At 68.8% G+C, this 21,284-nt stretch carries 22 protein-coding genes; 5 read left to right on the forward strand and 17 right to left on the reverse strand.

Annotation, left to right across the window (positions count from 1 at the left end):
• From BJEO58_RS00585 to BJEO58_RS00600, 4 genes are read right to left on the reverse strand one after another with little or no spacing between them, the layout of a single operon-like run.
• Entirely contained in the window at positions 1–684 is a 684-nt protein-coding gene (locus BJEO58_RS00585) for a potassium channel family protein (protein ID WP_101586806.1), read from the reverse strand.
• Complete coding sequence (gene proC, locus BJEO58_RS00590) at positions 674–1,498, reverse strand: pyrroline-5-carboxylate reductase (RefSeq protein ID WP_101586808.1); 825 nt, start codon at positions 1,496–1,498, stop codon at positions 674–676. Before proC ends, BJEO58_RS00585 begins: the two co-directional genes overlap by 11 nt.
• Before the next feature lie 49 nt (positions 1,499–1,547).
• Positions 1,548–2,465, reverse strand: a complete 918-nt coding sequence (locus BJEO58_RS00595) for a sugar phosphate isomerase/epimerase family protein (RefSeq protein WP_101586810.1) — start codon at positions 2,463–2,465, stop codon at positions 1,548–1,550.
• Positions 2,466–2,468: 3 nt separating this feature from the next.
• Complete coding sequence (locus BJEO58_RS00600) at positions 2,469–3,611, reverse strand: Ppx/GppA family phosphatase (protein ID WP_444500370.1); 1,143 nt, start codon at positions 3,609–3,611, stop codon at positions 2,469–2,471.
• Positions 3,612–3,683: 72 nt separating this feature from the next.
• Here BJEO58_RS00600 and BJEO58_RS00605 point away from each other — a divergent pair, with 72 nt between their 5' ends.
• The gene (locus BJEO58_RS00605) at positions 3,684–4,340 is read left to right on the forward strand and encodes a 4'-phosphopantetheinyl transferase family protein (RefSeq protein ID WP_219617043.1); all 657 of its coding nucleotides are present in this window, start codon (positions 3,684–3,686) and stop codon (positions 4,338–4,340) included.
• Between the two features lie 25 nt (positions 4,341–4,365).
• On the opposite strand, the gene BJEO58_RS00610 is transcribed toward BJEO58_RS00605, so the two are convergent.
• The 4 genes from BJEO58_RS00610 to BJEO58_RS00625 all read right to left on the reverse strand — a co-directional run bounded on the left by BJEO58_RS00610 (position 4,366) and on the right by BJEO58_RS00625 (position 8,818).
• Positions 4,366–5,148 (reverse strand): enoyl-CoA hydratase/isomerase family protein, encoded by a 783-nt coding sequence (locus BJEO58_RS00610; RefSeq protein WP_246075939.1) that lies wholly within the window; start codon positions 5,146–5,148, stop codon positions 4,366–4,368.
• Between the two features lie 150 nt (positions 5,149–5,298).
• Positions 5,299–6,420, reverse strand: a complete 1,122-nt coding sequence (locus BJEO58_RS00615) for a bifunctional 2-methylcitrate synthase/citrate synthase (RefSeq protein WP_101586815.1) — start codon at positions 6,418–6,420, stop codon at positions 5,299–5,301.
• Positions 6,417–7,322 carry a methylisocitrate lyase gene (gene prpB, locus BJEO58_RS00620; protein WP_101586816.1) on the reverse strand — a complete coding sequence of 302 codons (906 nt, stop codon included), beginning with the start codon at positions 7,320–7,322 and terminating at the stop codon, positions 6,417–6,419. The genes BJEO58_RS00615 and prpB overlap by 4 nt, the downstream gene beginning before the upstream one ends.
• The gene (locus BJEO58_RS00625) at positions 7,322–8,818 is read right to left on the reverse strand and encodes an MmgE/PrpD family protein (protein ID WP_101586818.1); all 1,497 of its coding nucleotides are present in this window, start codon (positions 8,816–8,818) and stop codon (positions 7,322–7,324) included. The genes prpB and BJEO58_RS00625 overlap by 1 nt, the downstream gene beginning before the upstream one ends.
• A gap of 214 nt (positions 8,819–9,032) precedes the next feature.
• On the opposite strand from BJEO58_RS00625, the gene BJEO58_RS00630 reads away from it, so the two are divergent.
• Positions 9,033–9,572: a DUF4916 domain-containing protein gene (locus BJEO58_RS00630; protein WP_101586820.1), complete on the forward strand. Its 540-nt coding sequence runs from the start codon at positions 9,033–9,035 to the stop codon at positions 9,570–9,572.
• Positions 9,573–9,648: 76 nt separating this feature from the next.
• Here BJEO58_RS00630 and BJEO58_RS00635 read toward each other — a convergent pair whose 3' ends face one another.
• Positions 9,649–10,260: a hypothetical protein gene (locus BJEO58_RS00635; RefSeq protein ID WP_101586822.1), complete on the reverse strand. Its 612-nt coding sequence runs from the start codon at positions 10,258–10,260 to the stop codon at positions 9,649–9,651.
• A gap of 47 nt (positions 10,261–10,307) precedes the next feature.
• Here BJEO58_RS00635 and radA point away from each other — a divergent pair, with 47 nt between their 5' ends.
• Positions 10,308–11,687, forward strand: a complete 1,380-nt coding sequence (gene radA, locus BJEO58_RS00640) for a DNA repair protein RadA (protein ID WP_101586823.1) — start codon at positions 10,308–10,310, stop codon at positions 11,685–11,687.
• 111 nt (positions 11,688–11,798) lie between these two features.
• Here radA and BJEO58_RS00645 read toward each other — a convergent pair whose 3' ends face one another.
• Positions 11,799–12,533, reverse strand: a complete 735-nt coding sequence (locus tag BJEO58_RS00645) for a hypothetical protein (RefSeq protein ID WP_101586825.1) — start codon at positions 12,531–12,533, stop codon at positions 11,799–11,801.
• 139 nt (positions 12,534–12,672) lie between these two features.
• On the opposite strand from BJEO58_RS00645, the gene BJEO58_RS00650 reads away from it, so the two are divergent.
• On the forward strand, positions 12,673–13,791 hold the full coding sequence (locus BJEO58_RS00650) for an iron-sulfur binding domain-containing protein (protein WP_101586827.1): 1,119 nt from the start codon (positions 12,673–12,675) through the stop codon (positions 13,789–13,791).
• A gap of 103 nt (positions 13,792–13,894) precedes the next feature.
• Positions 13,895–14,509: a uridine kinase gene (gene udk / locus BJEO58_RS00655; protein WP_101586829.1), complete on the forward strand. Its 615-nt coding sequence runs from the start codon at positions 13,895–13,897 to the stop codon at positions 14,507–14,509.
• A gap of 86 nt (positions 14,510–14,595) precedes the next feature.
• On the opposite strand, the gene BJEO58_RS00660 is transcribed toward udk, so the two are convergent.
• The 7 genes from BJEO58_RS00660 to lysS all read right to left on the reverse strand — a co-directional run bounded on the left by BJEO58_RS00660 (position 14,596) and on the right by lysS (position 21,281).
• Complete coding sequence (locus tag BJEO58_RS00660) at positions 14,596–14,922, reverse strand: winged helix-turn-helix domain-containing protein (protein ID WP_101586830.1); 327 nt, start codon at positions 14,920–14,922, stop codon at positions 14,596–14,598.
• A complete protein-coding gene (locus BJEO58_RS00665; RefSeq protein ID WP_101586832.1) occupies positions 14,919–15,446 on the reverse strand; it encodes a hypothetical protein in 528 nt (175 codons plus the stop codon). The genes BJEO58_RS00660 and BJEO58_RS00665 overlap by 4 nt, the downstream gene beginning before the upstream one ends.
• A 205-nt stretch (positions 15,447–15,651) precedes the next feature.
• Positions 15,652–16,218: an amino-acid N-acetyltransferase gene (locus BJEO58_RS00670; RefSeq protein ID WP_087007482.1), complete on the reverse strand. Its 567-nt coding sequence runs from the start codon at positions 16,216–16,218 to the stop codon at positions 15,652–15,654.
• Between the two features lie 121 nt (positions 16,219–16,339).
• A complete protein-coding gene (locus tag BJEO58_RS00675) occupies positions 16,340–18,949 on the reverse strand; it encodes an ATP-dependent Clp protease ATP-binding subunit (RefSeq protein WP_101586834.1) in 2,610 nt (869 codons plus the stop codon).
• Positions 18,950–19,172: 223 nt separating this feature from the next.
• The gene (locus tag BJEO58_RS00680; RefSeq protein WP_101586836.1) at positions 19,173–19,505 is read right to left on the reverse strand and encodes a histone-like nucleoid-structuring protein Lsr2; all 333 of its coding nucleotides are present in this window, start codon (positions 19,503–19,505) and stop codon (positions 19,173–19,175) included.
• Complete coding sequence (locus tag BJEO58_RS00685) at positions 19,474–19,695, reverse strand: hypothetical protein (RefSeq protein WP_101587205.1); 222 nt, start codon at positions 19,693–19,695, stop codon at positions 19,474–19,476. Before BJEO58_RS00685 ends, BJEO58_RS00680 begins: the two co-directional genes overlap by 32 nt.
• A gap of 74 nt (positions 19,696–19,769) precedes the next feature.
• Positions 19,770–21,281, reverse strand: coding sequence for a lysine--tRNA ligase (gene lysS, locus BJEO58_RS00690; protein ID WP_101586837.1), 1,512 nt, complete (start codon positions 21,279–21,281; stop codon positions 19,770–19,772).
• Positions 21,282–21,284 lie beyond the last annotated feature (3 nt).

A 21,284-nucleotide genomic window follows, 5' to 3' on the forward strand; every position in this document is an offset into this window, starting at 1 on the left:
TCACGGTCGCCGCGCGAACCTCCCCAGATCGTCGACATGACCGGCGACGATGAGGACGTCCTGGCTTCCGACCCGCGTGTCGACGTTCGCATAGGTGAACTCCCTGCCGGGCGCCTTGATGCCGACGACGGTCACGCCGTAGTCATCCCGGATCCCCGCCTCCGCGAGGGAGAGTCCCCTGACCTCTTCCGGCGGTCGCATCTTCACGACCGCGAAGTTCCCGTCATCGAAGTCGAGGTAGTCGAGCATCCGCGAATCCAGCAGATGAGCGACCCGGTCCCCGGCCTCGGTCTCCGGATAGAGGACGTGCTCCGCCCCGATGCGGCGGAGGATCGTTCCGTGCGCTTCGGAGATCGCCTTCGCCCAGATCTGCCCGACGCCGAGGTCGATGAGGTTCGCGGTCGTGAGCACGCTCGCCTCGATCGACGAGCCGACCCCGACGACCGCGGTCGAGAACTCGCCGGCGCCCAGCTGACGCAGTGCTTCGAGATGGGTGGCGTCCGCCTCCACGACGTGCGTGAGCTTCGACGACCACGTCTGCACGAGCTCCGGGTCCTTCTCGATCGCCATCACCTCGCGTCCCAGTGCCACGAGGGATCGTGCCGTGGCCGACCCGAACCGGCCCAGTCCGACGACGAGGACGCCCGACTCCGACGTCTGCGCCCGGCGACGCTCACCCCTCACGGTTCTCCGCCTCCATCTGCAGCGACCGGTCCCCCGCCGCGCGGACTGCGCGTGCGACGATCTCGGCCAGCCCGTCCTCGGCGAACGACGCGATGCCGGCAGCCGTCGTCCCGCCCGCGCTGGTCACCGCCGACCGCAGGGCGGCCGGATCGGGAGAGTCCGCGAGCAGGCGCCCCGCGCCTTCTGCCGTGGCCGCGACGGCTCGCCTGGCGGTCTCCTCCTCGAGCCCCTGGGACACCGCCGCAGCGACCATGTGCTCCGCCAGTTGGAAGAAGAAGGCGACACCCGAGGCAGAGGCGCCGATCATCGCCGGCATGTCCTCCTCACCGATCCGGACGACCAGCCCCGCACCGCCGAGCAGAGAGGTGAGCTCGTCGATGGTGGCGGCGGGGACCTCGTCAGCGGCGGCCAGGGAGATGACGCCGTGGCCCACGGACGACGGTGTGTTCGGCATGATCCGCACGACCGGGCGGTGCGGGAAGTGCGAGGTGAGCGTCGCGAGATCGACGCCGGCGGCCATCGACACGACTGTCGCGGTGTCCGGCAGTGCGCCGTCCAGCTCCGATGCGGTCTCAGCGAGCATCCAGGGCTTCACCCCGAGGAAGACGAGGTCCGCACCGGCGACGGCGCTGCGATTGGCCTGGGTGTCGTCCTCGACCGCGATCGTCGGGACCCCCAGACGGGACCCGAGCTGCGCGGCCGACTCCGCGGAGCGGGTCGTCGCGCGCACCTCCTCCGCGTCCTGCCCTGCGGCGAGGATCCCCGCCAGAAGTGCACTGCCCATGTTCCCTGTGCCCACGAAAGCGATCCGCATGGGACGAGGCTACTACCGGCCGGCCGCCTGCACGACTGCACGTCCGGACTCAGGACTGTCGCGAGTCCAGCCCCAGGTGTCGGCGGGCGAATGCGAGCGACTCCGCGAGCATCGCGTCGCGCGTCGACCGGCGGGCGGTGAAGCGGGTGTTCACTTCAACGACGACATCGCCGGACCAGTCGTGCTTCGCGAGGTACTGGAGCGTCTCCGCGACCGGCATGCGCCCTCGGCCGGGGACCAGGTGCTCATCGGTGAGGGTGCCCGCACCGTCCGTCAGGTGGATGTGCCGCAGCTTCGGGAAGAGGGTCCTGACCGCCTCGAGTGCGTCTGTGCCCGCTGTGGATGCGTGCGAGAAGTCGAACGTCACCGCGTCGTAGTCCTGCCCGGCGAGGTCCCAGTGCGGGGCGTAGACGATCACTTCCCGCAGGCCGGCGCGCCACGGGTACATGTTCTCCACCGCCAGGGGCATCCCGGTCTCCCGAGCCATCTGGCGGACGCCCTCGACGAAGTGGCGCGCGTAGCTCCCCTGCCAGCGGAACGGCGGGTGGAGGACGACTGTGTCCGCACCCGCGTCCTTCGCCAGTTCGGCGGTGCGGCGCAGCTTCTCCCAGTGGTCGTGGTGCATGACCCGCGGGAGCAGCAGGAGCGTCGGCGCATGCACGGACAGCACCGGCAGGCCGGTGGACCGTGACAGGAGGTTCATGAGCGCCGGGTCCTGCGTCTCCTCGTTGTTCGTGATCATGACCTCGACACCGTCGTAGCCCAGGCGGGCCGCCGTCTCGAAGCATTCGCGCACCGTCATCGGATAGACGGACGAGGTGGACAGCCCGATCCGGATCTCGTGCTCCGACCGATGCGAGGCGTCGCTGTCGTAGACGGGATTCTCGGCGAGCGCCTCCCGCTGCCTCCTCGCCTTCGAACGAGCGGCGTTGCGGCTGGTCAGAGGTGGTCGCGGCGACTCAGCCACGGGTCATTTCCGTCGTTTCGAGCCGGCCGCTCGCCCGGACCCCGCCGCGGCGGTCGGGACCGCTGTCGCGGCGGGCACCGGTGGGCGGATCGCCGCGCCCGCATCGTCGGCGGACGACAGGTCCGGGGTCCCTCCGGTCGATGTGCCGTTCGACGGCATCGTCAGAGCAGGCGGAGGGAGAGCGCCGATCCCGGGGCGGGTGGGCGAGAGGACTTCTGAGGAATCGAGGAGATCGAGCTGGCGCATGATGATGCCCTCGCGCAGCGCCCACGGCGAGATCCGGAGCGTGGAGACGTCGAAGATCGTCATGGCGGCCTCTGCGACGATCGCCCCGGCGAGCACCTGGCCGGAGCGGGCCTCGGACACACCCGGCAGTGCGGCTCGCTGGCTGGGCGTCCGATGCACGAGCTCATCGATGATCCCCGGCATGTCCTTCCGCTTGAGCTCCCGCGGGACGAAGATCCCTGCACCGCTGGGAGCGGCTCCGGCGATCCGGGCCAGCGAGCGGAACGTCTTGGACGAGCCCACCATGCGGTCGGGCCGACCGACGCGGTTCAGATTGCCCGCGACGCGACCGATCGTGTGCCGCGCGTACTTCCGCAGTCCATCGACCTCGTCGCTCGAGGGGACGTCCGACTGGAGGAAGTCGCGATGCATGCGTCCCGCGCCCAGCGGAAGCGACAGCGCCGCGTCCGGGTACTCGTCACGACCCGAGGCGAGTTCCAGTGAGCCGCCGCCGATGTCCATGAGGAGGATGCTCCCGGCGGACCACCCGAACCAGCGGCGGACGGCGAGGAACGTGACACGCGCTTCGTCCTCGCCGCTCATGACGTTGAGTTCGACGCCCGTCTCGTGACGGATCCGATCGATCGTCTCGTCGCCGTTGGGCGCGGAGCGGATCGCGGAGGTCGCGAAGGCGAGGATCTGCTCGGACCCCTGGTCCTCCGCGATGTCGATCGAGTCGCGCACGAACTCGACCAGGCGGTTCTGCCCGTACGTCGAGATCGACCCGTCGTCCTTCAGGTATTCGGCGAGCCGGAGCACCTCCTTGTGTGAGGTCGCCGGCAGAGGCGGCGCACCGACGTGAGCATCCACCACGAGGAGGTGGACGCTGTTGGACCCGATGTCTAGGACGGCTAGTCGCACGTCTGCCATGGTAGCGCGCACTGATGCCCACCGCCGTGACGTACCGTGGACTCTCCCCGTGAACGGAGACGGATGGAACAGAACCCCCTGCTGCGCCGACTGCTGCCGGCGACCGTCCGTGTCGCCTCCACCCGTGCCGACGCGCCCGCTGAAAAACTGTTCGCGGACGAGTCAGCGCACATCGCCCGTGCCGTGGCCGCACGGCGCGCCGACTTCGCCGCAGTGCGGCACTGCGCACGGGCGGCACTCGCTCAGCTGGGGATCGAACGCGGCCCCATGGTCCCGGGCGAGAGGGGCGCTCCGCCGTGGCCGGACGGAATCGTCGGATCGCTCACGCACGCCGCAGGGCTGCGGGCCGCCGCCGTCGCGCACTGCACAGACATCGCCGCGCTCGGCATCGATGCGGAGGCTGCTGCACCACTTCCCGACGGGGTCCTCGGCACGATCGCGCTGCCGCGGGAGCAGACGGCGCTGCGCCGGTTCGATCCGCTGTTCGGCCGGGTGCTCTTCAGTGCGAAGGAGGCACTCTACAAGACCTGGTTCCCACTCACTCGCCGCTGGCTGGACTTCGAGGACGCCGAGGTCGTGATCGGCTCCGACGGGGGATTCACCGCCCGCCTGCTCGTGAAGGGCCCCGTCGTGGATGGTCTGCGGGTGCAGACGTTCTCAGGCCGCTGGGCGGTCGCGGAGGGGATCGTCGCGACCGCGATCGCGCTTCCGCGCCGCTGAGCGAGAAGGACCACGATGAGCCGGGTCAGCCCTGCCAGTCCTGTCGGCGGAATCCGAAGCGCGGCTTCTCCTTCGCGAAGAAGGCCCGCTGTCCCTCGCCCAGTTCGACAGGGTAGACATCGCCCAGCCAGCCCGACGGGTCGAGCTTCTCGCCCCGCAGGATCCGCAGGAGTCCCGTCTGGGTGAAGGCAGAGCGCCCTGCGATGCGCTCGGCTGTCCGCTGCGCCGCGGCGAACGGATCGTCGTCGACCTCGTGGAGGAAGCCGAGCGAGTCCGCGCGACCGGTGTCGATGAGGTTCCCCGTCAGCAGCAGGTAGCGCGCCCACGACTCGCCCACTGCTGCGGCGAACCGGCGGGTGGGGCCGGGCGGGTACACGAGGCCCAGCTTCGCGGCCGTGATCCCGAAACGGGCGCCCGGGGCGGCGATGCGGACATCGCACGCGGCCGCCAGTTCGGTGCCGCCCCCCACGCAGACGCCTTCGATCGCGGCGATCGTGGGGATGTCGGACTCAGCCAGCGCATCCTCTGCAGCAGAGTTCATCGCCCAGAAGTCGGCGAGGGGCACATCGAGGTCTCCGATGTCGGAGCCGGCGGAGAAGTTGCCGTGCGTGCCGCGCAGGATGAGCACGGAGACATCCGGCGAGGCATCGATGGCCGCGACGACCTCCGGGAGTGCGAACCACATGTCGCGGGACAGGGCGCCCAGCTTCTCCGGTCGGTCGATCGTGAGCGTCCCGATGGAATCCTCGACGTCGAAGCGGAATCCGTCGACGAGCGGGATGGCGGGGACGGACGACTCAGCGGTCACGGGATCTCCTCGGATGTGTGCAGGGGCGTGCGGCATCGCATGCGACGCCGCACGGCCGGGGCACCGACGAGGTGCCCCGGCCGTGCGGGTGACGCAGCACCGGGAGCCGGCCCGGTCACGGGCGCGGCGCTCCCGGAGGGGGCTGACGGATCAGCGGTCGGTCGGCACCTCGCGCTGCTCGGAGCCGCTGTACGCGCTCAGCGGTCGGATGAGCGCATTCGACGCCTGCTGCTCCATGATGTGCGCGGACCAGCCGGTGATCCGGGACATCACGAAGATCGGTGTGAACTGCGGGGTGTCGAAGCCCATGAGGTGGTAGGCCGGGCCCGACGGGTAGTCGAGGTTGGGGTAGATCCCCTTCCGTCCCACGAAGTCCTCTTCGAAGGCGTTGTAGAGCGCGAGCAGATCGTCCGCACCCTTCGCGCTGACCATGTCCTCGAACGCCTTCCGCATGGTGGGAACGCGCGAGTCGCCGTTCTTGTACACGCGGTGGCCGAAGCCCATGATCTTCTCTTTGTTCGCCAGCGCCTCGTCGATCCAGGTGCTCACGTTGTCCGCGCTCTCGACCTCTTCGAGCATCGCCATGACTGCTTCGTTCGCACCGCCGTGCAGGGCGCCCTTGAGCGCACCGACGGCACCGGCGACGGCGGAGTACATGTCCGACGTCGTCGACGTGATGACGCGCCCCGTGAAGGTCGAGGCGTTGAACGAATGCTCCGCGTAGAGGATCATCGACACGTCGAAGCAGCGGACGACCGCGGCATCCGGCACCTCGTCGAAGACCATCTTGAAGAAGTTCTCCGCGTAGCTGAGCTCCGACGACGGCGCGACCGGGTCGAGCCCGTGGCGACGACGGTGGTCGATCGCCACGATGGTCGGCAGCTGGGCGTAGAGGCGCTCCGCCTTCCGACGGTTCGCCTCCTCACCCTCTTCCTCCGCCTCAGGATCCACGGCGCCCAGATACGCGACCGCCGTCTGCACGACGTGCATGGGGTGCGTGTCCTTCGGCAGGCCGAGGACGATGTCGATGAGCGCCTGCGAGACCTCACGCTGACCGCGTTCGCGGGCGTTGAACTCTGCCAGCTGCTCCGCGTTCGGCAGCTCGCTGTTCCAGATGAGGTAGGCGACCTCTTCGAACGTGCAGTTCGCGGCGAGCTCCTGCACCGGGTACCCCCGGTACGTCAGGGAGTTCGTCTCCTGCACCACCTTGGACACGGCGGTGGTGTCGACGACGACCCCCGCGAGTCCCTTCTTGATCTCCTGATCGGTCACTGGTGTCCCTCCTGAGAGAAGTTGAAGACGGCCGAGTCGAACGAGTTGTACGCCTCGTAGTCGACGGTCTCGTAGAGATCCGCACGCGTCTGCATGCGATCCACCACCGAGGCCTGGGTGCCCTCCGAACGGATGGCCTGGAGGCCGTCCGTGATCGCACCCATCGCCAGCCGCAGTGTGGTGACAGGGTAGATGACGACGCGGACACCCGCATCGGCCAGCTGCTTCGTGGTGAACAGCTCGCTCTTGCCGAATTCGGTCATGTTCGCGAGGATCGGGGCGTCGACGGCGTTCGCGAACGTCTCGAACTCACCCAGATCCCGCATCGCCTCCGGGAAGATCATGTCCGCACCGGCAGCGACGTAGGCCCTGGCCCGGTCGATCGCCGCGTCCAACCCCTCACCCGCACGGGAATCCGTGCGAGCGCAGAGGATGAAGTTCTCATCGCGACGGCCCTTGGCGGCGGCGGAGATGCGCTTGACCATCTCCGCCGTCGTCACGACCTCCTTGCCGTCGAGGTGGCCGCACCGCTTGGGATTGACCTGGTCCTCGAGGTGGATGCCGGACAGCCCGGCATCCTCGAACTCCTGGACGGTGCGGGCGACGTTCATCGCCTCGCCCCAGCCGGTGTCCGCATCGATGAACGTCGGCAGGTTCGTGACCCGTGCGATGCTCCGCCCGTGGTCCACGACCTCTGTGAGCGTCGTCAGACCGATGTCCGGCAGGCCCTGCGCCGCGGAGAACGCGCCGCCGGAGATGTAGACGCCTTCGAAGCCGGTCTGTTCGATGAGCATCGCGTTCAGCGGGTTGATCGCACCGGGGAACTGGACGACCTCGCCGCTGTCGAGCAGCGCACGGAAATCCGCGCGCCTGGCAGCCGCAGTCTTCGTGGCGCCCAGCATCAGAAGATGCCCTTCGATCCGGAGTGCTCGAGGCCCTCCACGGCGAAGCCGAGCGCGCGGACGTCGTCCGAGCCCAGGCTCGCGAGGTTCTCCGCGAGATCGAGGAAGCGGTTCTGCTCCTGCTCGGACACGATGCCCTCTGCCAGGGTGCGGAACTTGTTCACGTAGTTCTCGCGGACGAACGGACGTGCACCGTTCGGGTGCGCGTCAGCCACGGCGATCTCATCGACCTGCGTGGTGCCGTCCTCGAACTCGATCTCGACGCGGCCGCCGAAGGCCATCTCGTCCGGATCGGTCGAGTGATAGCGGCGGGTCCATTCGGGATCCTCGCGGGTCTCGACCTTGTGCCACAGCTCGACGGTCTCCGGGCGACCGGCGCGCTCCGGCGCGTAGGACTTCTCGTGGTGCCATGCCTGGTCCTCGAGCGCCACCGTGAACATGTACATGATCGAGTGGTCGAGAGTCTCGCGCGACGCCTTCGGGTCCATCTTCTGCGGGTCGTTCGCGCCCGTGCCGATGACGTAGTGCGTGTGGTGCGAGGTGTGGATCGTCACCCTGCGGATCGTCGAGAAGTCGTCGATCTGCCGGCCCATGCGGCGCGCGAGGTCGATGAGGGCCTGCGCCTGGTATTCGGCGGAGTGCTCCTTCGTGTACGTGTCCATGATGGCGCGCTTCGCTTCGCCCGTGCCGGGCAGCGGGACCGTGTAGCGGGCTTCGGGCCCGGACAGGATCCAGGCGATGAAGCCGTCCTCGCCTTCGTAGATGGGCGACGGCGCGCCCTCCCCGCGCATCGCGCGGTCCACGGCCTCGACGGCCATCTTGCCTGCGAACGCCGGAGCGTGCGCCTTCCAGGTGGAGATCTCGCCCTTGCGCGACTGGCGGGTCGCGGTCGTGACGTGCAGCGCCTGCTGGACGGCCTGGTAGATGACCTCCGTGGGCAGGTTCAGGAGCGTTCCGATGCCTGCGGCGGCCGACGGGCCCAGGTGCGCGACGTGGTCGATCTTGTGCTCGTGCAGGCAGATGCCTTTCACGAGGTCGACCTGGATCTCATAGCCGGTCGCGAGGCCGCGGACCACGTCCGCACCGCTGATGCCCTTGTGCTGGGCGACGGCGAGGACCGCTGGGATGTTGTCACCCGGGTGCGAGTACTCCTTCGCGAGGAAGGTGTCGTGGAAGTCGAGTTCGCGGACGGCGACGCCGTTCGCCCAGGCGGCCCACTCCGGAGAGATGGTCTCATCGAGGGAGAGCCCGAAGACGGAGGCGCCCGGCTTCATGGGGTGGCCCTGAGCCTGCTCGCGGGCGTGCACGGGTGCACCGCGGCGCACGGAGGCGGCCGCGACGGCCGCGTTGTCGATGACGCGGTTGATGACCATGTCCTGGACATCGGTTTCGACGGCGACGTCATCCGACGCGACCTCTGCGATCTTCCAGGCGAGCTGGTCCTCACGGGCGAGGGACTCCGAGCTCTTGTACGTGCGGACTTCGTGGTTGATCAACTGGCTCTCCTTCGTCTTGAGCGCTGACCGCTCGAGTGACCTGGATGGGTACAAGCCTATTCGGCGGGGTGTCGTCGGCCCAGAGGGATTGCCCGGTGGGCCGCATCACACCACATATCTCGACATCAAGATACTTCAGTTCGAAGGGGATTCTCAAATCTTTCAGGGCTCCTCGAGCCGCCCCCGCAGCGGTGATCGCCGCTACATTGGAGGCATGACGCGCACAGCCCTGGATTTCGACGAGAACTGGCTGGACCCGGAGGAGCTGGAGCACATCCGCCGGCGCCTCCCGATCACCTACGTCCACGGCCTGCCCGTCCAGCGCGGTGACGACGGCGGGGTCGAGCGCATCGGCCTCCTGCTGCGGACGCTGGAGGACGGCACCCTGGGACGGGAGATCATCGGCGGCCGCGTGCGGTTCCACGAGCCGATCCGCACGGCGCTGCTGCGCCACGCGGAGAACGACCTGGGCCACCTCGCGCTGCCGACGGTGCCGCTGTCGCTCACCCCGTACCACGTCGCGGAGTACTTCCCGACGGAAGCGGTCTCGCAGTACCACGACCCGCGCCAGCACGCCGTGGCGCTCTGCTACGTGCTCCCCGTGATCGGCGACTGCGAACCCCGCGGCGCCGCCCTGAGCCTCGACTGGCTCACGCCCCAGGAGGCGGTCCGCGACGACGTCATCGCGGAGATGCGCCACGGTCAGGAGCACATCGTGCGGGCGGGACTCGCCCACCTGGGCATCCTCCCCTGAGGAGGGGCTGCCCTGAGGAGGGGCTGCGGCGAGTGACTCCGGCGAGTCGCTCAGCAGCAGCCACCGGCTCCTCACCTCAGAGGCGCGCGGCCGCCGTCCTGAGGTCCGCCCGCGCCGCGTCCCTCTGCTCCTGCGAGGAGAGCTTCGTCGCCGTGAGGGTCACCAGGCACCGGTCGCCCTCCTTCGGCTCCACGGACACCTCGAGCTTCGCCCCCGCCTCCAGCCCCGTCCGCCAGTAGAGCCGCTTGGGCGTGTCCGACTCGCGCCCGCCCGGCTCGACGGCCAGGCCGGCGATGCGGCCGGCTGCCACGACCTCGGCGGCGGACCGGGTGCGCAGGTCCTCGGCCGCCCCCGGCAGCGTGCGGGAGGCGGAGACCTGGAAGTCGCCCGTGCTCGACTGGCCGGAGACGCGGCGACCGATCGCCTGCTCGTAGGCGACGGTCGCGCCCTGGGCCCACCATCCGGGGTTCTCGACCCGGCCGGTGAACAGCGGCTCGATCGCGCGCGCCAGCTGGGCGTGTGAGAGCGACGTCCCGCCCGCCTCGTCGAAGGCGGCGGCGATCGCGGCCCAGTCGAGGCCGGTCGCGCGTTCGATCGCGGCCGCGCCGGCCGGGGAGTCGGTGTCCGCCGCTCGTGCGGCAGGCGCGGCGTCCGCCGCCGAGGTCCTGGGTGCGTCCGTGTCGCTCATGACCTGATCGTAGGGCTGTGTCCGCGCCGCATGGAAGACTCGACTCCATGGCGTCGACGATGCAGTACCTGTGCAGTGCGTGCGGACACACGACCGCGAAGTGGCTGGGCCGATGCCCGCAGTGCCACGAATGGGGGACGGTCGAGGAGACGGTCCCCGCCCGCAGGACCGTGCGCACTCAGGCGAAGCCGGCACCGGACGATTCCGGCGCCACCCCCATCACAGAGGTCGACCGCAGGCTCGCGGAGGCCCGCTCGACCCACATCCCCGAATTCGACCGCGTCCTGGGCGGAGGCCTGGTGCCCGGTGCGGTGGTGCTCCTCGCCGGTGAGCCCGGGGTGGGCAAGTCCACCCTGCTGCTGGAGGTCGGGTCGTGGACCGCCCGCCAGGGGGCCAGGGTCCTCTACGTGACGGGCGAGGAGTCCGCCGCGCAGGTCCGGCTGCGGGCCGAACGCGTCGACGCGATGTCGGAGACCCTCTACCTCTCTGCGGAGACGGATCTGGGGATCGTGCTCGGCACCATCGACCAGCTCCAGCCGGACCTCCTCATCATCGATTCCGTCCAGACGCTGGCGTCCGCGGACGTCGACGGCGCACCGGGCGGCGTCGCCCAGGTGCGGGAGGTCGCCGCGGCGGTGATCCGCGCCGCGAAGGACCACGCGATCCCCACGGTCCTCGTGGGTCACGTGACGAAGGACGGCAGTGTGGCAGGGCCCCGGACGCTCGAGCACCTCGTCGACGTCGTCTGCTCGTTCGAGGGCGAGCGCCATTCGCGCCTGCGGATGCTCCGCGCTGTGAAGAACCGCTACGGGCCGACGGATGAAGTGGGCTGCTTCGACATGACGGAGTCCGGGATGGAGAGTCTCCCCGACCCCTCAGGGCTGTTCCTGACCCGGTCTGCGACGCGCGCCCCGGGCTCGTGCCTCACGGTCGCACTCGAAGGCCGGCGCCCCATGCTCATCGAGGTCCAGTCCCTCATCGACGATGCGCACGGGCATCCGCGACGCACGGTGAGCGGACTCGATGCGAACCGCATCGCCATGATCCTCGCCGTCCTGGGGCGCCTCACGAAGACGGCGGACAAGGACGTGTTCTCTGCGACGGTGGGAGGCATGCGCGTCTCGGAGCCCGCCTGCGATCTGGCCCTCGCGCTCTCCCTCGCGTCTGCGCGCACTGGCGAGCCGCTCTACTCCCGACTCGTCGCGATCGGGGAGATCAGCCTGTCCGGTGAGATCCGCCAGGTGCCCGGGATGGGTCAGCGCCTGTCCGAAGCGGCCCGCCAGGGCATCACCAATGCGGTCGTCGCCGGCGGATCGCTCGACAACGTGCCCGTGCCGGACAGCATGCGAGTCGCAGAATGCGAAGACCTCGCGGAAGCCATCGCCATGGCACTGCCGGACACCACCCTGCCCGCCCGGGACGGCTGACTCGCAGAACGGGCGCGGAGTACTTGCCAGGCGGAGCACTGGCCAGGAGGACTGGGGCCAGGAGGACTGGTCGCGCGGCCCGTTCAGCGGTGTCCAGCTGTTCAGCGGCGACTAGTCCGTGCCGGCATCCTCACCGTCGCCCTCCGCCTCATCGTCGCCGTCGGCGGCTTCTCCTGCGTCCTCATCCGGGTCCTCGTCTCCCCCCTCATCCGTGGGGTCGCCCTTGAGGGTGAAGCGAGCAGGCTCACTCTCCTCCTCGCCCAGCTTCACGATGAGGTCGTACTGCCCTGCGGGGAATGCCTCGTCCGTCTGCCTGCACGCATCGTCGACGGGGATGCGCGGCCAGTCGAGAGACGTCTTCTTCTCCGACTTCGCAGGGAACACCAACGGGTTCGACCCGCCGTCGGCTTCCTCGCCGGAACTCTCGCAGTAGCGCGATGACCACACGGTGTCGCCGTCATGCTCGATGACGAACTCCTGCCGTTCGGTGCCCACGTCGATCAGGCAGTCGGCGGAGTGGGTGTTGCGCACCGCGATCGTGAGGACGGGCTCCTCGTCCTCCTCGTACTCGTCCTCGTCGGTCGAGGCGGCGACGCGCGTGGTGTCCGGCGGGCAGGACCCGGATCCCGCATCGCCCACCGGGCCGGGCGCGCTCGGCTCCGGCGATTCCGCCACGGGCTCGGGGCCGGACATGCCCTCCCGGACACTCTCGACCGCCTGCACCGCGAGCACGACGCCCAGCGTGAGGACGGAGGCGACGATGATCGCCAGGACTGCGACGACGGTGCGGCGACGCCGGTACAGCTGCCTCCTGGCATCGTGCGGGCGCTGCGTCCGCCCCCGCACGTTCCCGCGCGCAGGCGGACGAGCCCCTCCGCGGGAACCCGTAGACTTCCCGGACGGACGGCTGGGACGACCCTGACGTGGGCCACGACCGGAGCTGCTCATCCACTCGAGCCTAAGGCGAGCGCGCAGGAAGGACCCGATGACACACCGCCGCACGACACAGGTCACACCCGCATCGGAAGGGCCCGGCCACACGACCCGTACGTCATCTCCCCGAGACTCCGCCGACCCTTCGAGCCTCTCCGCGCCCCGCGCCGTGCCCTCTGCCGCACCCGGACTCCCGCAGGTGTCCGAGGGCCGCTCCGCAGAGGTCCAGCGGCTCGTGATCGACTGGTTCAGCCGCAATGCCCGACCGCTGCCGTGGCGCGACCGCGACGCATCCGCCTGGTCGATCCTGGTATGCGAGGTGATGAGTCAGCAGACACCGGTCGCGAGGGTGCTCCCCAGGTGGCGCGAGTGGATGCGCCGCTGGCCGACCCCTGCTGACCTCGCCGCCGCTCCGGCTTCGGACGTGCTCATCGCGTGGGACTCGCTGGGCTATCCGCGTCGAGCGCTCAGACTCCAGGAGACGGCCGCCGCGATCGCGGACCGGCACGGCAACGAGGTCCCCCACGACGAGGACCGGCTGCTGGCGCTCCCCGGTGTGGGCGCGTACACGGCGGCCGCCGTCACCAGCTTCGCCTACGGCCGCAGGGCAGTCGTCCTCGACGTGAATGTCCGCCGCGTGCTGGGGCGCGTCTTCGCGGCAGTGGAGCATCGGCCTGCCTCACTGACCGCCGCGGAGAAGCGGTGGGCCCGCGCACTCGTGCCCGCGCAGGACCACGTCGAGTGGAACGCCGGGACGATGGAGCTGGGCGCCCTCGTCTGCACCGCGCGGAACCCCGACTGCGCGCGGTGCCCACTCCTGGACGCATGCGCCTGGGTCGCCGCCGGGAAGCCCTCGGACCCCACGGTGGTCCGGCGCGCGCAGGCCTGGGCCGGCACGGACCGGCAGCTGCGCGGCGCGATCATGCGGACGCTGCGCACCGCCCACGCCGAGGACGCAGCCGCTGTGCCCACGCACCTGCTCACGGCGGCGACCGCCGCGCTCACGGCAGACGACGCCGAGGCGCTGGCCGCCTACCCGTCGCCCCTGCGGACTGCGATCGGGGCGGTGCGCGACCTCGATGCCGACGGCGCCCGCACCGCCCGGCTCGTCGACGACCTCGTGCGTGACGGGCTCGCCGCACGGGACGACCGGGGGATCCGCCTGCCGTAGCCGGCCTCCTCTAGGATGGAGCGCTGAGACGCGGCGGTCCCCCTCCGGGGACGCCGGCCTGGCAGCACGACGGAGACATGGCAGCACGACGGAAGGGTCGGACGTGGGAGCGATCGCGGTGGGTGTGGCCGGCGGCACAGGAAGCGGCAAGACGACGCTGACCCGGGCCCTGCTGGACCGCTTCGGGAACAGATCGACGGTCCTGTTCATGGACAACTATTACCGTGCCCACACCGGCAGCACGTTCGAGCAGCGGGCGGCGACGAACTTCGACGCGCCCGAGGCCTTCGACATCGAGCTGATGCACGAGCACATCCAGATGCTGAAGTCCGGCACGCCGATCGAGAGCCCGCTCTACGACTTCTCCGACCACAACCGGTCGGCGGAGACGCTCACGGTCGATCCGACCCCGGTCCTCATCGTCGAGGGCATCCTGCTCTTCGCGGAGCCCTCGCTGTGCGACCTGCTGGACATCCGCCTCTTCGTGGACACGGACGCCGACGTGCGCATCCTGCGCCGGATCCGCCGGGACGTCGTCGAGCGGGGCCGCTCCCTGGAGTCCGTCGAGGCGCAGTACCTGGAGACGGTGAAGCCGATGCACGAGCTCTACGTCGAGCCGTCGAAGCGGAAGGCGGACCTCATCATCCCCGACGGCGGGCACAACCTCGTCGCACTCGACATGATCATCCACCGCATCAGCCGGGAGTTCTCTGCCTGATCAGAGCTCGCACCCGACCGGGCAGCACACACGACGCGCCCCGCAGCCTCACCGACTGCGGGGCGCGTTCCGTGCGCCCGCTCCCGTCACGAGCTCCGTCTGTCGGGAATCCCGGGGTCCGCGATCCGTCGGAGGGCGTCGAGGTGCCCCCGCCAGCGGACGAGCCCGTCGGAGGTCAGCGAGAGGGTGGTGCGGGGGCGCTTGCCGACGAACGACTTCGTCGCCCTGACGAATCCCGCCTTCTCCAGTTCCGCGATCTGCTTCGACAGCACCGAGTCGCTCACCTGGAGTTCGTCGCGGAGGTCGCCGAACGCCACCTTCTCCACCGACGCGAGTGCCGCGACGAGCGAGAACCGGACGGGGTGGGCGAGAGACGAGTCGAGCGCGAACCGGGGGTGCTGGGGCGCGCTCACGGCGCCTCCCCGTCCACGACGGCGCTCTGCGCGGCCTCCTCCTCGGCCTGTGCGGTCCGCGTGCGCTTCGCCTCCGTCGCCGCGGCGATCATGAAGAGCACGAGGAAGAGCGGTGCGAGCACGAGGGCCGCGGACGAATCCCCCAGCAGCATGGACGCCGCCCAGAGGACGCCCCAGGACCCCATGTAGATCAACCAGCGCGTGGCCAGCCCTCGCCGCAGGGGCCTGCGGAAGAGGAACGGGACGATGATCGCGACGAAGACCCAGGCCATCGCCATGAGGGTGACGGCGAGCGGTGCGTTGAACGTGGAGCCCGGGATCATCCGCGCAGCGAGGTGCACGCCCAGGGTCGCCATGGTGCCGGTCGCGCAGAGGATCGCGAACGAGATGAGGACGGACGGCACCGCCTCAGGCGTCCGGTGACCGATCCGGGCGGCGTCGGCGAGCATCCGCCGCGCCTCCTCGGGTGTGGGCCGGTCGCCGCCGCGGTCCCCCGTCGGCAGGCTGTCGCTGTGGGTGTCCATCGGACTGCTCCTTGCTTCATGGTCGTCCCGAGCCCCGTGAGGAGGGCTGCGGCTTCATCGATCGACCGGTTCCTGCAGAACGTCGATGTGTCCAGTGAAGCATGCACTTTCCATGATGGCAAGTACTTTCTTGCTGGAAGGCAGTCGCGGATGCGCCTCGCGTGCGAAGCGTGCGGTCCACAGCATCCGGTTCACAGCATCCAGTTCACAGCGTGCGGAGCATCCTCGAGTTCCCGAGCGTGTTCGGCTTGACCCGCGCGAGGTCCAGGAACTCCGCGGTACCCTCGTCCCGCGAGTGGAGGAGCTCGACGTAGACCTCCGGCGCCACCGGTGTGCCCTCGATCACCTCGAAGCCCAGCGAGGAGAAGAAGTCGGTCTCGAACGTGAGGCAGAAGACCCGCTTCGCGCCCAGCACGCGCGCGTCCGCGAGCACCTGCTCGACGAGCGTCCTCCCGATCCCGCGCCCGCGGTAGGCGGGGCTGGTCGCGATGGTCCGGACCTCGGCGACGTCCGACCAGATGAGGTGGCAGGCGGCACAGCCCGCCAGGACCTCGCTCCCGTCGTCCTGCAGCTCGAGCACGAGCCAGAACTCATGGATGCCCTCGAAGTAGTCGACGCGCTCCTTGGGCACGAGGATGCGCGCATCGACCATCGGGGCGACGAGCTCCACGATGGCGGGGACGTCCGCCGCCCTCGCCCGCCGCAGGATCAGGCCATCGCCGAGGGGGTAGGGACGGTACTGGTCGCTCGCGCGCTCTGCTGCAGTCGTCATCCCACCATTCAACACCGTGGACGAGTGCTGCGACGAACCATCCGCCCCGGCACGACGAAGCGGCGGGCCGGACTCCTCGTCCGACCCGCCGCTTCCACCGAGCAGGCGCCTGCGCGCTCCGTCAGCGCTCCGGCGGAACCTCCGCGGTGGCCTGCGCCTCCGCCTCTGCTCCCCCGCCGTCGCCCGACGATCCGGGGCTGTTCGCCACGCCCGCCTCCGGGATCGCCCCGGAGCCGTCTTCGTCGGTGCCGTAGACCGCGCCGACCCGCTCGAGGACGCGCGCGTCCTCCTCACCCCTGAAGGTGAAGACCGCGTCGATGCCGGTGCCTTCGACATCGACGTGCACGCGCTGACCCGAATGCAGCTCGTCGAACAGGATGCGCTCCGAGAGCTGGTCCTCGATCTCCTGCTGGATCGTGCGACGCAGCGGTCGCGCGCCCAGCACCGGATCGTAGCCGCGCTCCGACAGCAGCTCCTTGGCCGCGTCGGTGAGCTCGACGGACATGCCCTGAGCGGCCAGACGCGTGTCCAGGCGCTCGACGAACAGGTCGACGATCGTGAGGATCTCCGACTTCGCGAGCTGCGGGAAGACGATCGTGTCGTCCACGCGGTTGAGGAACTCCGGGCGGAAGTGCTGCTTGAGCTCTTCGTTGACCCGCTGCTTCATCCGCGTGTAGTCGATCGACGGATCGCCCTCGACCTGGAAGCCCATCTGCTGGGTCTTCGCGATGTCCTTCGTCCCGAGGTTCGTGGTCATGATGATGATGGTGTTCTTGAAGTCCACCTCACGACCCTGCGAATCCGTCAGACGTCCGTCCTCGAGGATCTGCAGCAGCGAGTTGAAGATGTCCTGATGGGCCTTCTCCACCTCGTCGAACAGCACGACGGAGAACGGACGCCTCCGGACCTTCTCCGTCAGCTGGCCGCCCTCTTCGTAGCCGACGTAGCCGGGGGGCGAGCCGAAGAGGCGGGAGACGGTGTGCTTCTCCGCGTACTCCGACATGTCGAGCGTGATGAGGGAGTCCTCGTCGCCGAACAAGAACTCCGCCAATGCCTTCGCGAGCTCCGTCTTGCCGACGCCCGTGGGGCCGGCGAAGATGAACGATCCCGAGGGCCGCTTGGGATCCTTGAGGCCCGCACGGGTGCGGCGGATCGCCCGGGAGACGGACTTGATCGCCTCGTCCTGGCCGATGACCCGCTTGTGCAGCTCATCCTCCATCCGCAGCAGACGCGAGGACTCCTCTTCGGTGAGCTTGAAGACCGGGATGCCCGTGGACTGCGCCAGGACCTCCGCGATGAGCTCCTCATCGACGACGGCCGCGCCCTTGTCGCCGGCCTTCCAGGTCTTCTCGCGCTCCTCCTTCTGCTTCGTGAGCGCCATCTCCGCGTCCCGCTCGGACTGCGCGAGGCTGAAGTCCTGGGCGTCGATCGCGGCCTCCTTGCGGCGGCGCGCGTCGAGGATCTGGTCCTCCAGCTCCTTGAGCTCCGGCGGCGACGACATCCGCGAGATCCGCAGCCTGGCTCCGGCCTCGTCGATCAGGTCGATCGCCTTGTCCGGCAGGAAGCGGTCGTTGATGTAGCGGTCGGAGAGATTCACCGATGCGGCCAGCGCGCCGTCCGTGATCGTCACCTTGTGGTGCGCCTCGTACTTGTCGCGCAGGCCCTTCATGATGAGGACGGAGTCCGCGAGAGTGGGCTCCGGCACCTGGATCGGCTGGAAGCGGCGCTCGAGGGCCGCGTCCTTCTCGATGTTCTTCCGGTACTCGTCGAGCGTCGTCGCACCGATCGTCTGCAGCTCACCGCGGGCGAGCATGGGCTTGAGGATGCTCGCCGCATCGATCGCGCCCTCTGCGGCACCCGCACCGACCAGAGTGTGGATCTCATCGATGAACAGGATGATGTCCCCTCGCGTGCGGATCTCCTTGAGGACCTTCTTCAGCCGCTCCTCGAAGTCGCCCCGGTAGCGGGAACCCGCGACCAGCGACCCGAGGTCGAGCGTGTACAGCTGCTTGTCCTCGAGCGGTTCGGGGACCTCGAGGTTCACGATGGCCTGCGCGAGTCCCTCGACGACGCTCGTCTTGCCCACACCGGGTTCACCGATGAGCACCGGATTGTTCTTCGTCCGGCGGGACAGCACCTGCATGACGCGCTGCATCTGCAGCTCGCGTCCGACGACGGGGTCGAGCTTGCCCTCCCGCGCCGCGGCGGTGAGGTTCGTGCCGAACTGGTCCAGCACGAGCGACCCGGACGGAGTCCCCTCTTCCCGCGCACCGGTGGAGGCGGGCTCCTTGCCCTGGTAGCCGGAGAGGAGCTTGATGACCTCCTGGCGCACACGCGCCAGATCGGCTCCGAGCTTGACGAGGACCTGTGCGGCCACGCCTTCGCCCTCGCGGATGAGACCCAGCAGGATGTGCTCCGTGCCGATGTAGCTGTGACCGAGCTGCAGCGCTTCGCGCAGGCTCAGCTCGAGGACCTTCTTCGCGCGCGGGGTGAAGGGGATGTGCCCCGACGGAGCCTGCTGGCCCTCGCCGATGATCTCCGTGACCTGCTCGCGGACCTGCTCGAGGGAGATCCCCATCCCTTCGAGTGCCTTCGCGGCGACGCCCTCACCCTCGTGGATGAGACCGAGCAGGATGTGCTCGGTGCCGATGTAGTTGTGCTTGAGGAGCTTCGCCTCTTCTTGCGCGAGCACGACGACGCGCCTGGCCCGGTCGGTGAACCGTTCGAACATGATGGTCCTCCTCGTGTCTGATTGCTATGCACTCTAACCACGCGGAGGGGCCTTCTATTGCGGTGTTCGCCCTGAGCCGAACGGTGTTCGCCGTGAGCCGAAGAATGTGGACGCGGAGCGACTCGCAGCGCGCCCTCGGGTGCAGATGCCCCGGCCGTGGGCACGCGAAAGCGCCCCGACCGCGGTGGGTTCTCCAGCTCTGGTCGGGGCGCTTGCGGGGATGTCAGTGCGCTGCGTGGTACTCGTCGATGATCGCCTGCGAGATGCGGCCGCGCTCGGAGACCTGCTTGCCCTCGCCCTTGGCCCATTCGCGGATCTTCGCGTTGATGTTGCTGTCCTGTCCGCCGGAGGAACGGCGCGGACGCCCCGCCCGCTGGGTCGCGGCGACCCGACGGGCCTTCGCGATGTACGGGGCGAAGGCCTCGCGCAGCTTCTCCGCGTTCTCGTCTGACAGCTCGATCTCGTATGTTCCCTGGTCGAGCCCGAAGCGGACGGTCTCCGTCGCTTCAGTGCCGTCGATGTCGTCAGTCAGGACGACCTTCATTTCGCGTGCCATGCGGGTGATTCTCCTCTGCGACACCGGTGGAGGACTCGTGATCCTCCGCCGTCTCTTCGCTGTCCATTTGTCGGTAGTACCGCTCCATCTCCTCACGCTCGACCGAATCCGAACGGAGAATCCCTCGCATGACGTACCAGAACAGCAGTCCGACACCGATCGAGGGAAGGAGGACCTTGATGTACTCCATGAACACACTACCTTTTCTTCATCGGAATGCGCACCCTCATCGGGTCACCCACAACGGCACGCACGCATTTCATGTCATTCGGAGAGCGGCTTGACCAGAGGAAAGAGAATCGTCTCGCGGATACCCAGGCCCGTGAGAGCCATGAGGAGGCGATCGATTCCCATTCCCATTCCGCCCGCCGGGGGCATTCCGTATTCCATCGCCGTGAGGAAATCCTCATCGACGCGCATCGCCTCGTCGTCGCCCGCAGCCGCATCGCGCGCCTGCGCCTCGAAGCGCTCCCGCTGGACAACGGGGTCGTTGAGCTCGGAGTAGCCCGTCGCCAACTCGAACCCGCGCACGTAGAGGTCCCATTTCTCCACGATGCCCGGATCGTTCCGGTCACTCTTCGTGAGGGGGGAGGTGTCCACGGGGAACCCGGTGACGAATGTGGGCTCGTGGAGCTCATCAGCGTGGAAATGCTCCCACATCTCCTCGATGTACTTCCCGTGCAGCCGGAATACGCCTTCGAGATCGATATCGTGCTGACGCGCAAGCGCTTCGAGCTCCTCCACCGATGTATCGGATGTCACAGTGACACCGAGCTTCTCGGAGAGTGATTCATACATGCGGATGACTCGCCATTCACCGCCGAGATCGTATGTCGAACCATCCGCGAGCGTGACGACATGAGAACCATATGCATCAAGGGCCGCGTTCTGCACAAGTGTCTTCGTCAGTTCGCCGATTGATCGAAAATCGCCGTATGCCTCATAGGCCTCGAGCATCGCGAACTCCGGGGAGTGCGTGGAATCAGCGCCTTCATTCCGGAAATTCCTATTGATCTCGAAGACATTGTCCAGTCCGCCCACGAGCGCTCGCTTGAGGAAGAGCTCCGGTGCGATGCGCAGATACAGCTCCATGTCATACGCATTGATGTGGGTGCTGAAGGGCCGGGCCGCGGCGCCGCCGTGGATGGTCTGAAGCATCGGTGTCTCGATCTCCATGTATCCGCGGTCGTCGAACGTCCGACGCAGCGACTTCATGACGTCTGCACGGACGCGGACGTTCTCACGCGCCTGCTCACGGGTGATGAGGTCGATATAGCGCTGCCGCATCCGGGTCTCATCCGTGAGCTCGGCGTGCAGTGTCGGAAGGGGACGCAGCGCCTTCGAAGCGAGGGCCCAGTCGTCGGCCATGATGGACAGTTCGCCGCGCTTCGACATGATGACGCGTCCGTGCAGGAACACGTGATCACCCAGGTCGACGTCGTGCTTCCACCGGTCGAGGCTCTCCTGGCCGACCTCCGCGAGGGAGAGCATCCCCTGCAGACGAGTGCCGTCGCCGGCCTGGAGAGTCACGAAGCACAGCTTGCCGGTGTTGCGCTGGAAGACCACCCGTCCCGCGACGCCGACGATATCGTCCGTCTCCTGCCCGGCCTCGAGGTCCGGGTGCGCTGCGCGCACTCCCGCGAGGGTGTGGGTGCGTCCCACCGCGACAGGGTACGGCGATCGCCCCTCTCCGAGCATCTGCTCACGCTTGTCCTTGCGGATGCGCAACTGCTCCGGATCGTCGTGGTCATGGGGCTGGGGCTGGGTCTGCGGCATGGG

It is taken from the genome of Brevibacterium jeotgali, from assembly GCF_900169175.1.
In the GTDB taxonomy this organism is placed as follows: domain Bacteria; phylum Actinomycetota; class Actinomycetes; order Actinomycetales; family Brevibacteriaceae; genus Brevibacterium; species Brevibacterium jeotgali.

What these genes read in the sequence shown, in the direction of transcription:
- proC (WP_101586808.1), bottom strand. Translation starts at nt 1,498, where the DNA reads ATGCGGATCGCTTTCGTGGGCACAGGGAACATGGGCAGTGCACTTCTG.
- BJEO58_RS00605 (WP_219617043.1), top strand. Translation starts at nt 3,684, where the DNA reads ATGGAACAGAACCCCCTGCTGCGCCGACTGCTGCCGGCGACCGTCCGT.
- prpB (WP_101586816.1), bottom strand. Translation starts at nt 7,322, where the DNA reads ATGCTGGGCGCCACGAAGACTGCGGCTGCCAGGCGCGCGGATTTCCGT.
- BJEO58_RS00630 (WP_101586820.1), top strand. Translation starts at nt 9,033, where the DNA reads ATGACGCGCACAGCCCTGGATTTCGACGAGAACTGGCTGGACCCGGAG.
- BJEO58_RS00635 (WP_101586822.1), bottom strand. Translation starts at nt 10,260, where the DNA reads ATGAGCGACACGGACGCACCCAGGACCTCGGCGGCGGACGCCGCGCCT.
- radA (WP_101586823.1), top strand. Translation starts at nt 10,308, where the DNA reads ATGGCGTCGACGATGCAGTACCTGTGCAGTGCGTGCGGACACACGACC.
- BJEO58_RS00650 (WP_101586827.1), top strand. Translation starts at nt 12,673, where the DNA reads ATGACACACCGCCGCACGACACAGGTCACACCCGCATCGGAAGGGCCC.
- BJEO58_RS00665 (WP_101586832.1), bottom strand. Translation starts at nt 15,446, where the DNA reads ATGGACACCCACAGCGACAGCCTGCCGACGGGGGACCGCGGCGGCGAC.
- BJEO58_RS00670 (WP_087007482.1), bottom strand. Translation starts at nt 16,218, where the DNA reads ATGACGACTGCAGCAGAGCGCGCGAGCGACCAGTACCGTCCCTACCCC.
- BJEO58_RS00675 (WP_101586834.1), bottom strand. Translation starts at nt 18,949, where the DNA reads ATGTTCGAACGGTTCACCGACCGGGCCAGGCGCGTCGTCGTGCTCGCG.
- BJEO58_RS00680 (WP_101586836.1), bottom strand. Translation starts at nt 19,505, where the DNA reads ATGGCACGCGAAATGAAGGTCGTCCTGACTGACGACATCGACGGCACT.
- BJEO58_RS00685 (WP_101587205.1), bottom strand. Translation starts at nt 19,695, where the DNA reads ATGGAGTACATCAAGGTCCTCCTTCCCTCGATCGGTGTCGGACTGCTG.
- lysS (WP_101586837.1), bottom strand. Translation starts at nt 21,281, where the DNA reads ATGCCGCAGACCCAGCCCCAGCCCCATGACCACGACGATCCGGAGCAG.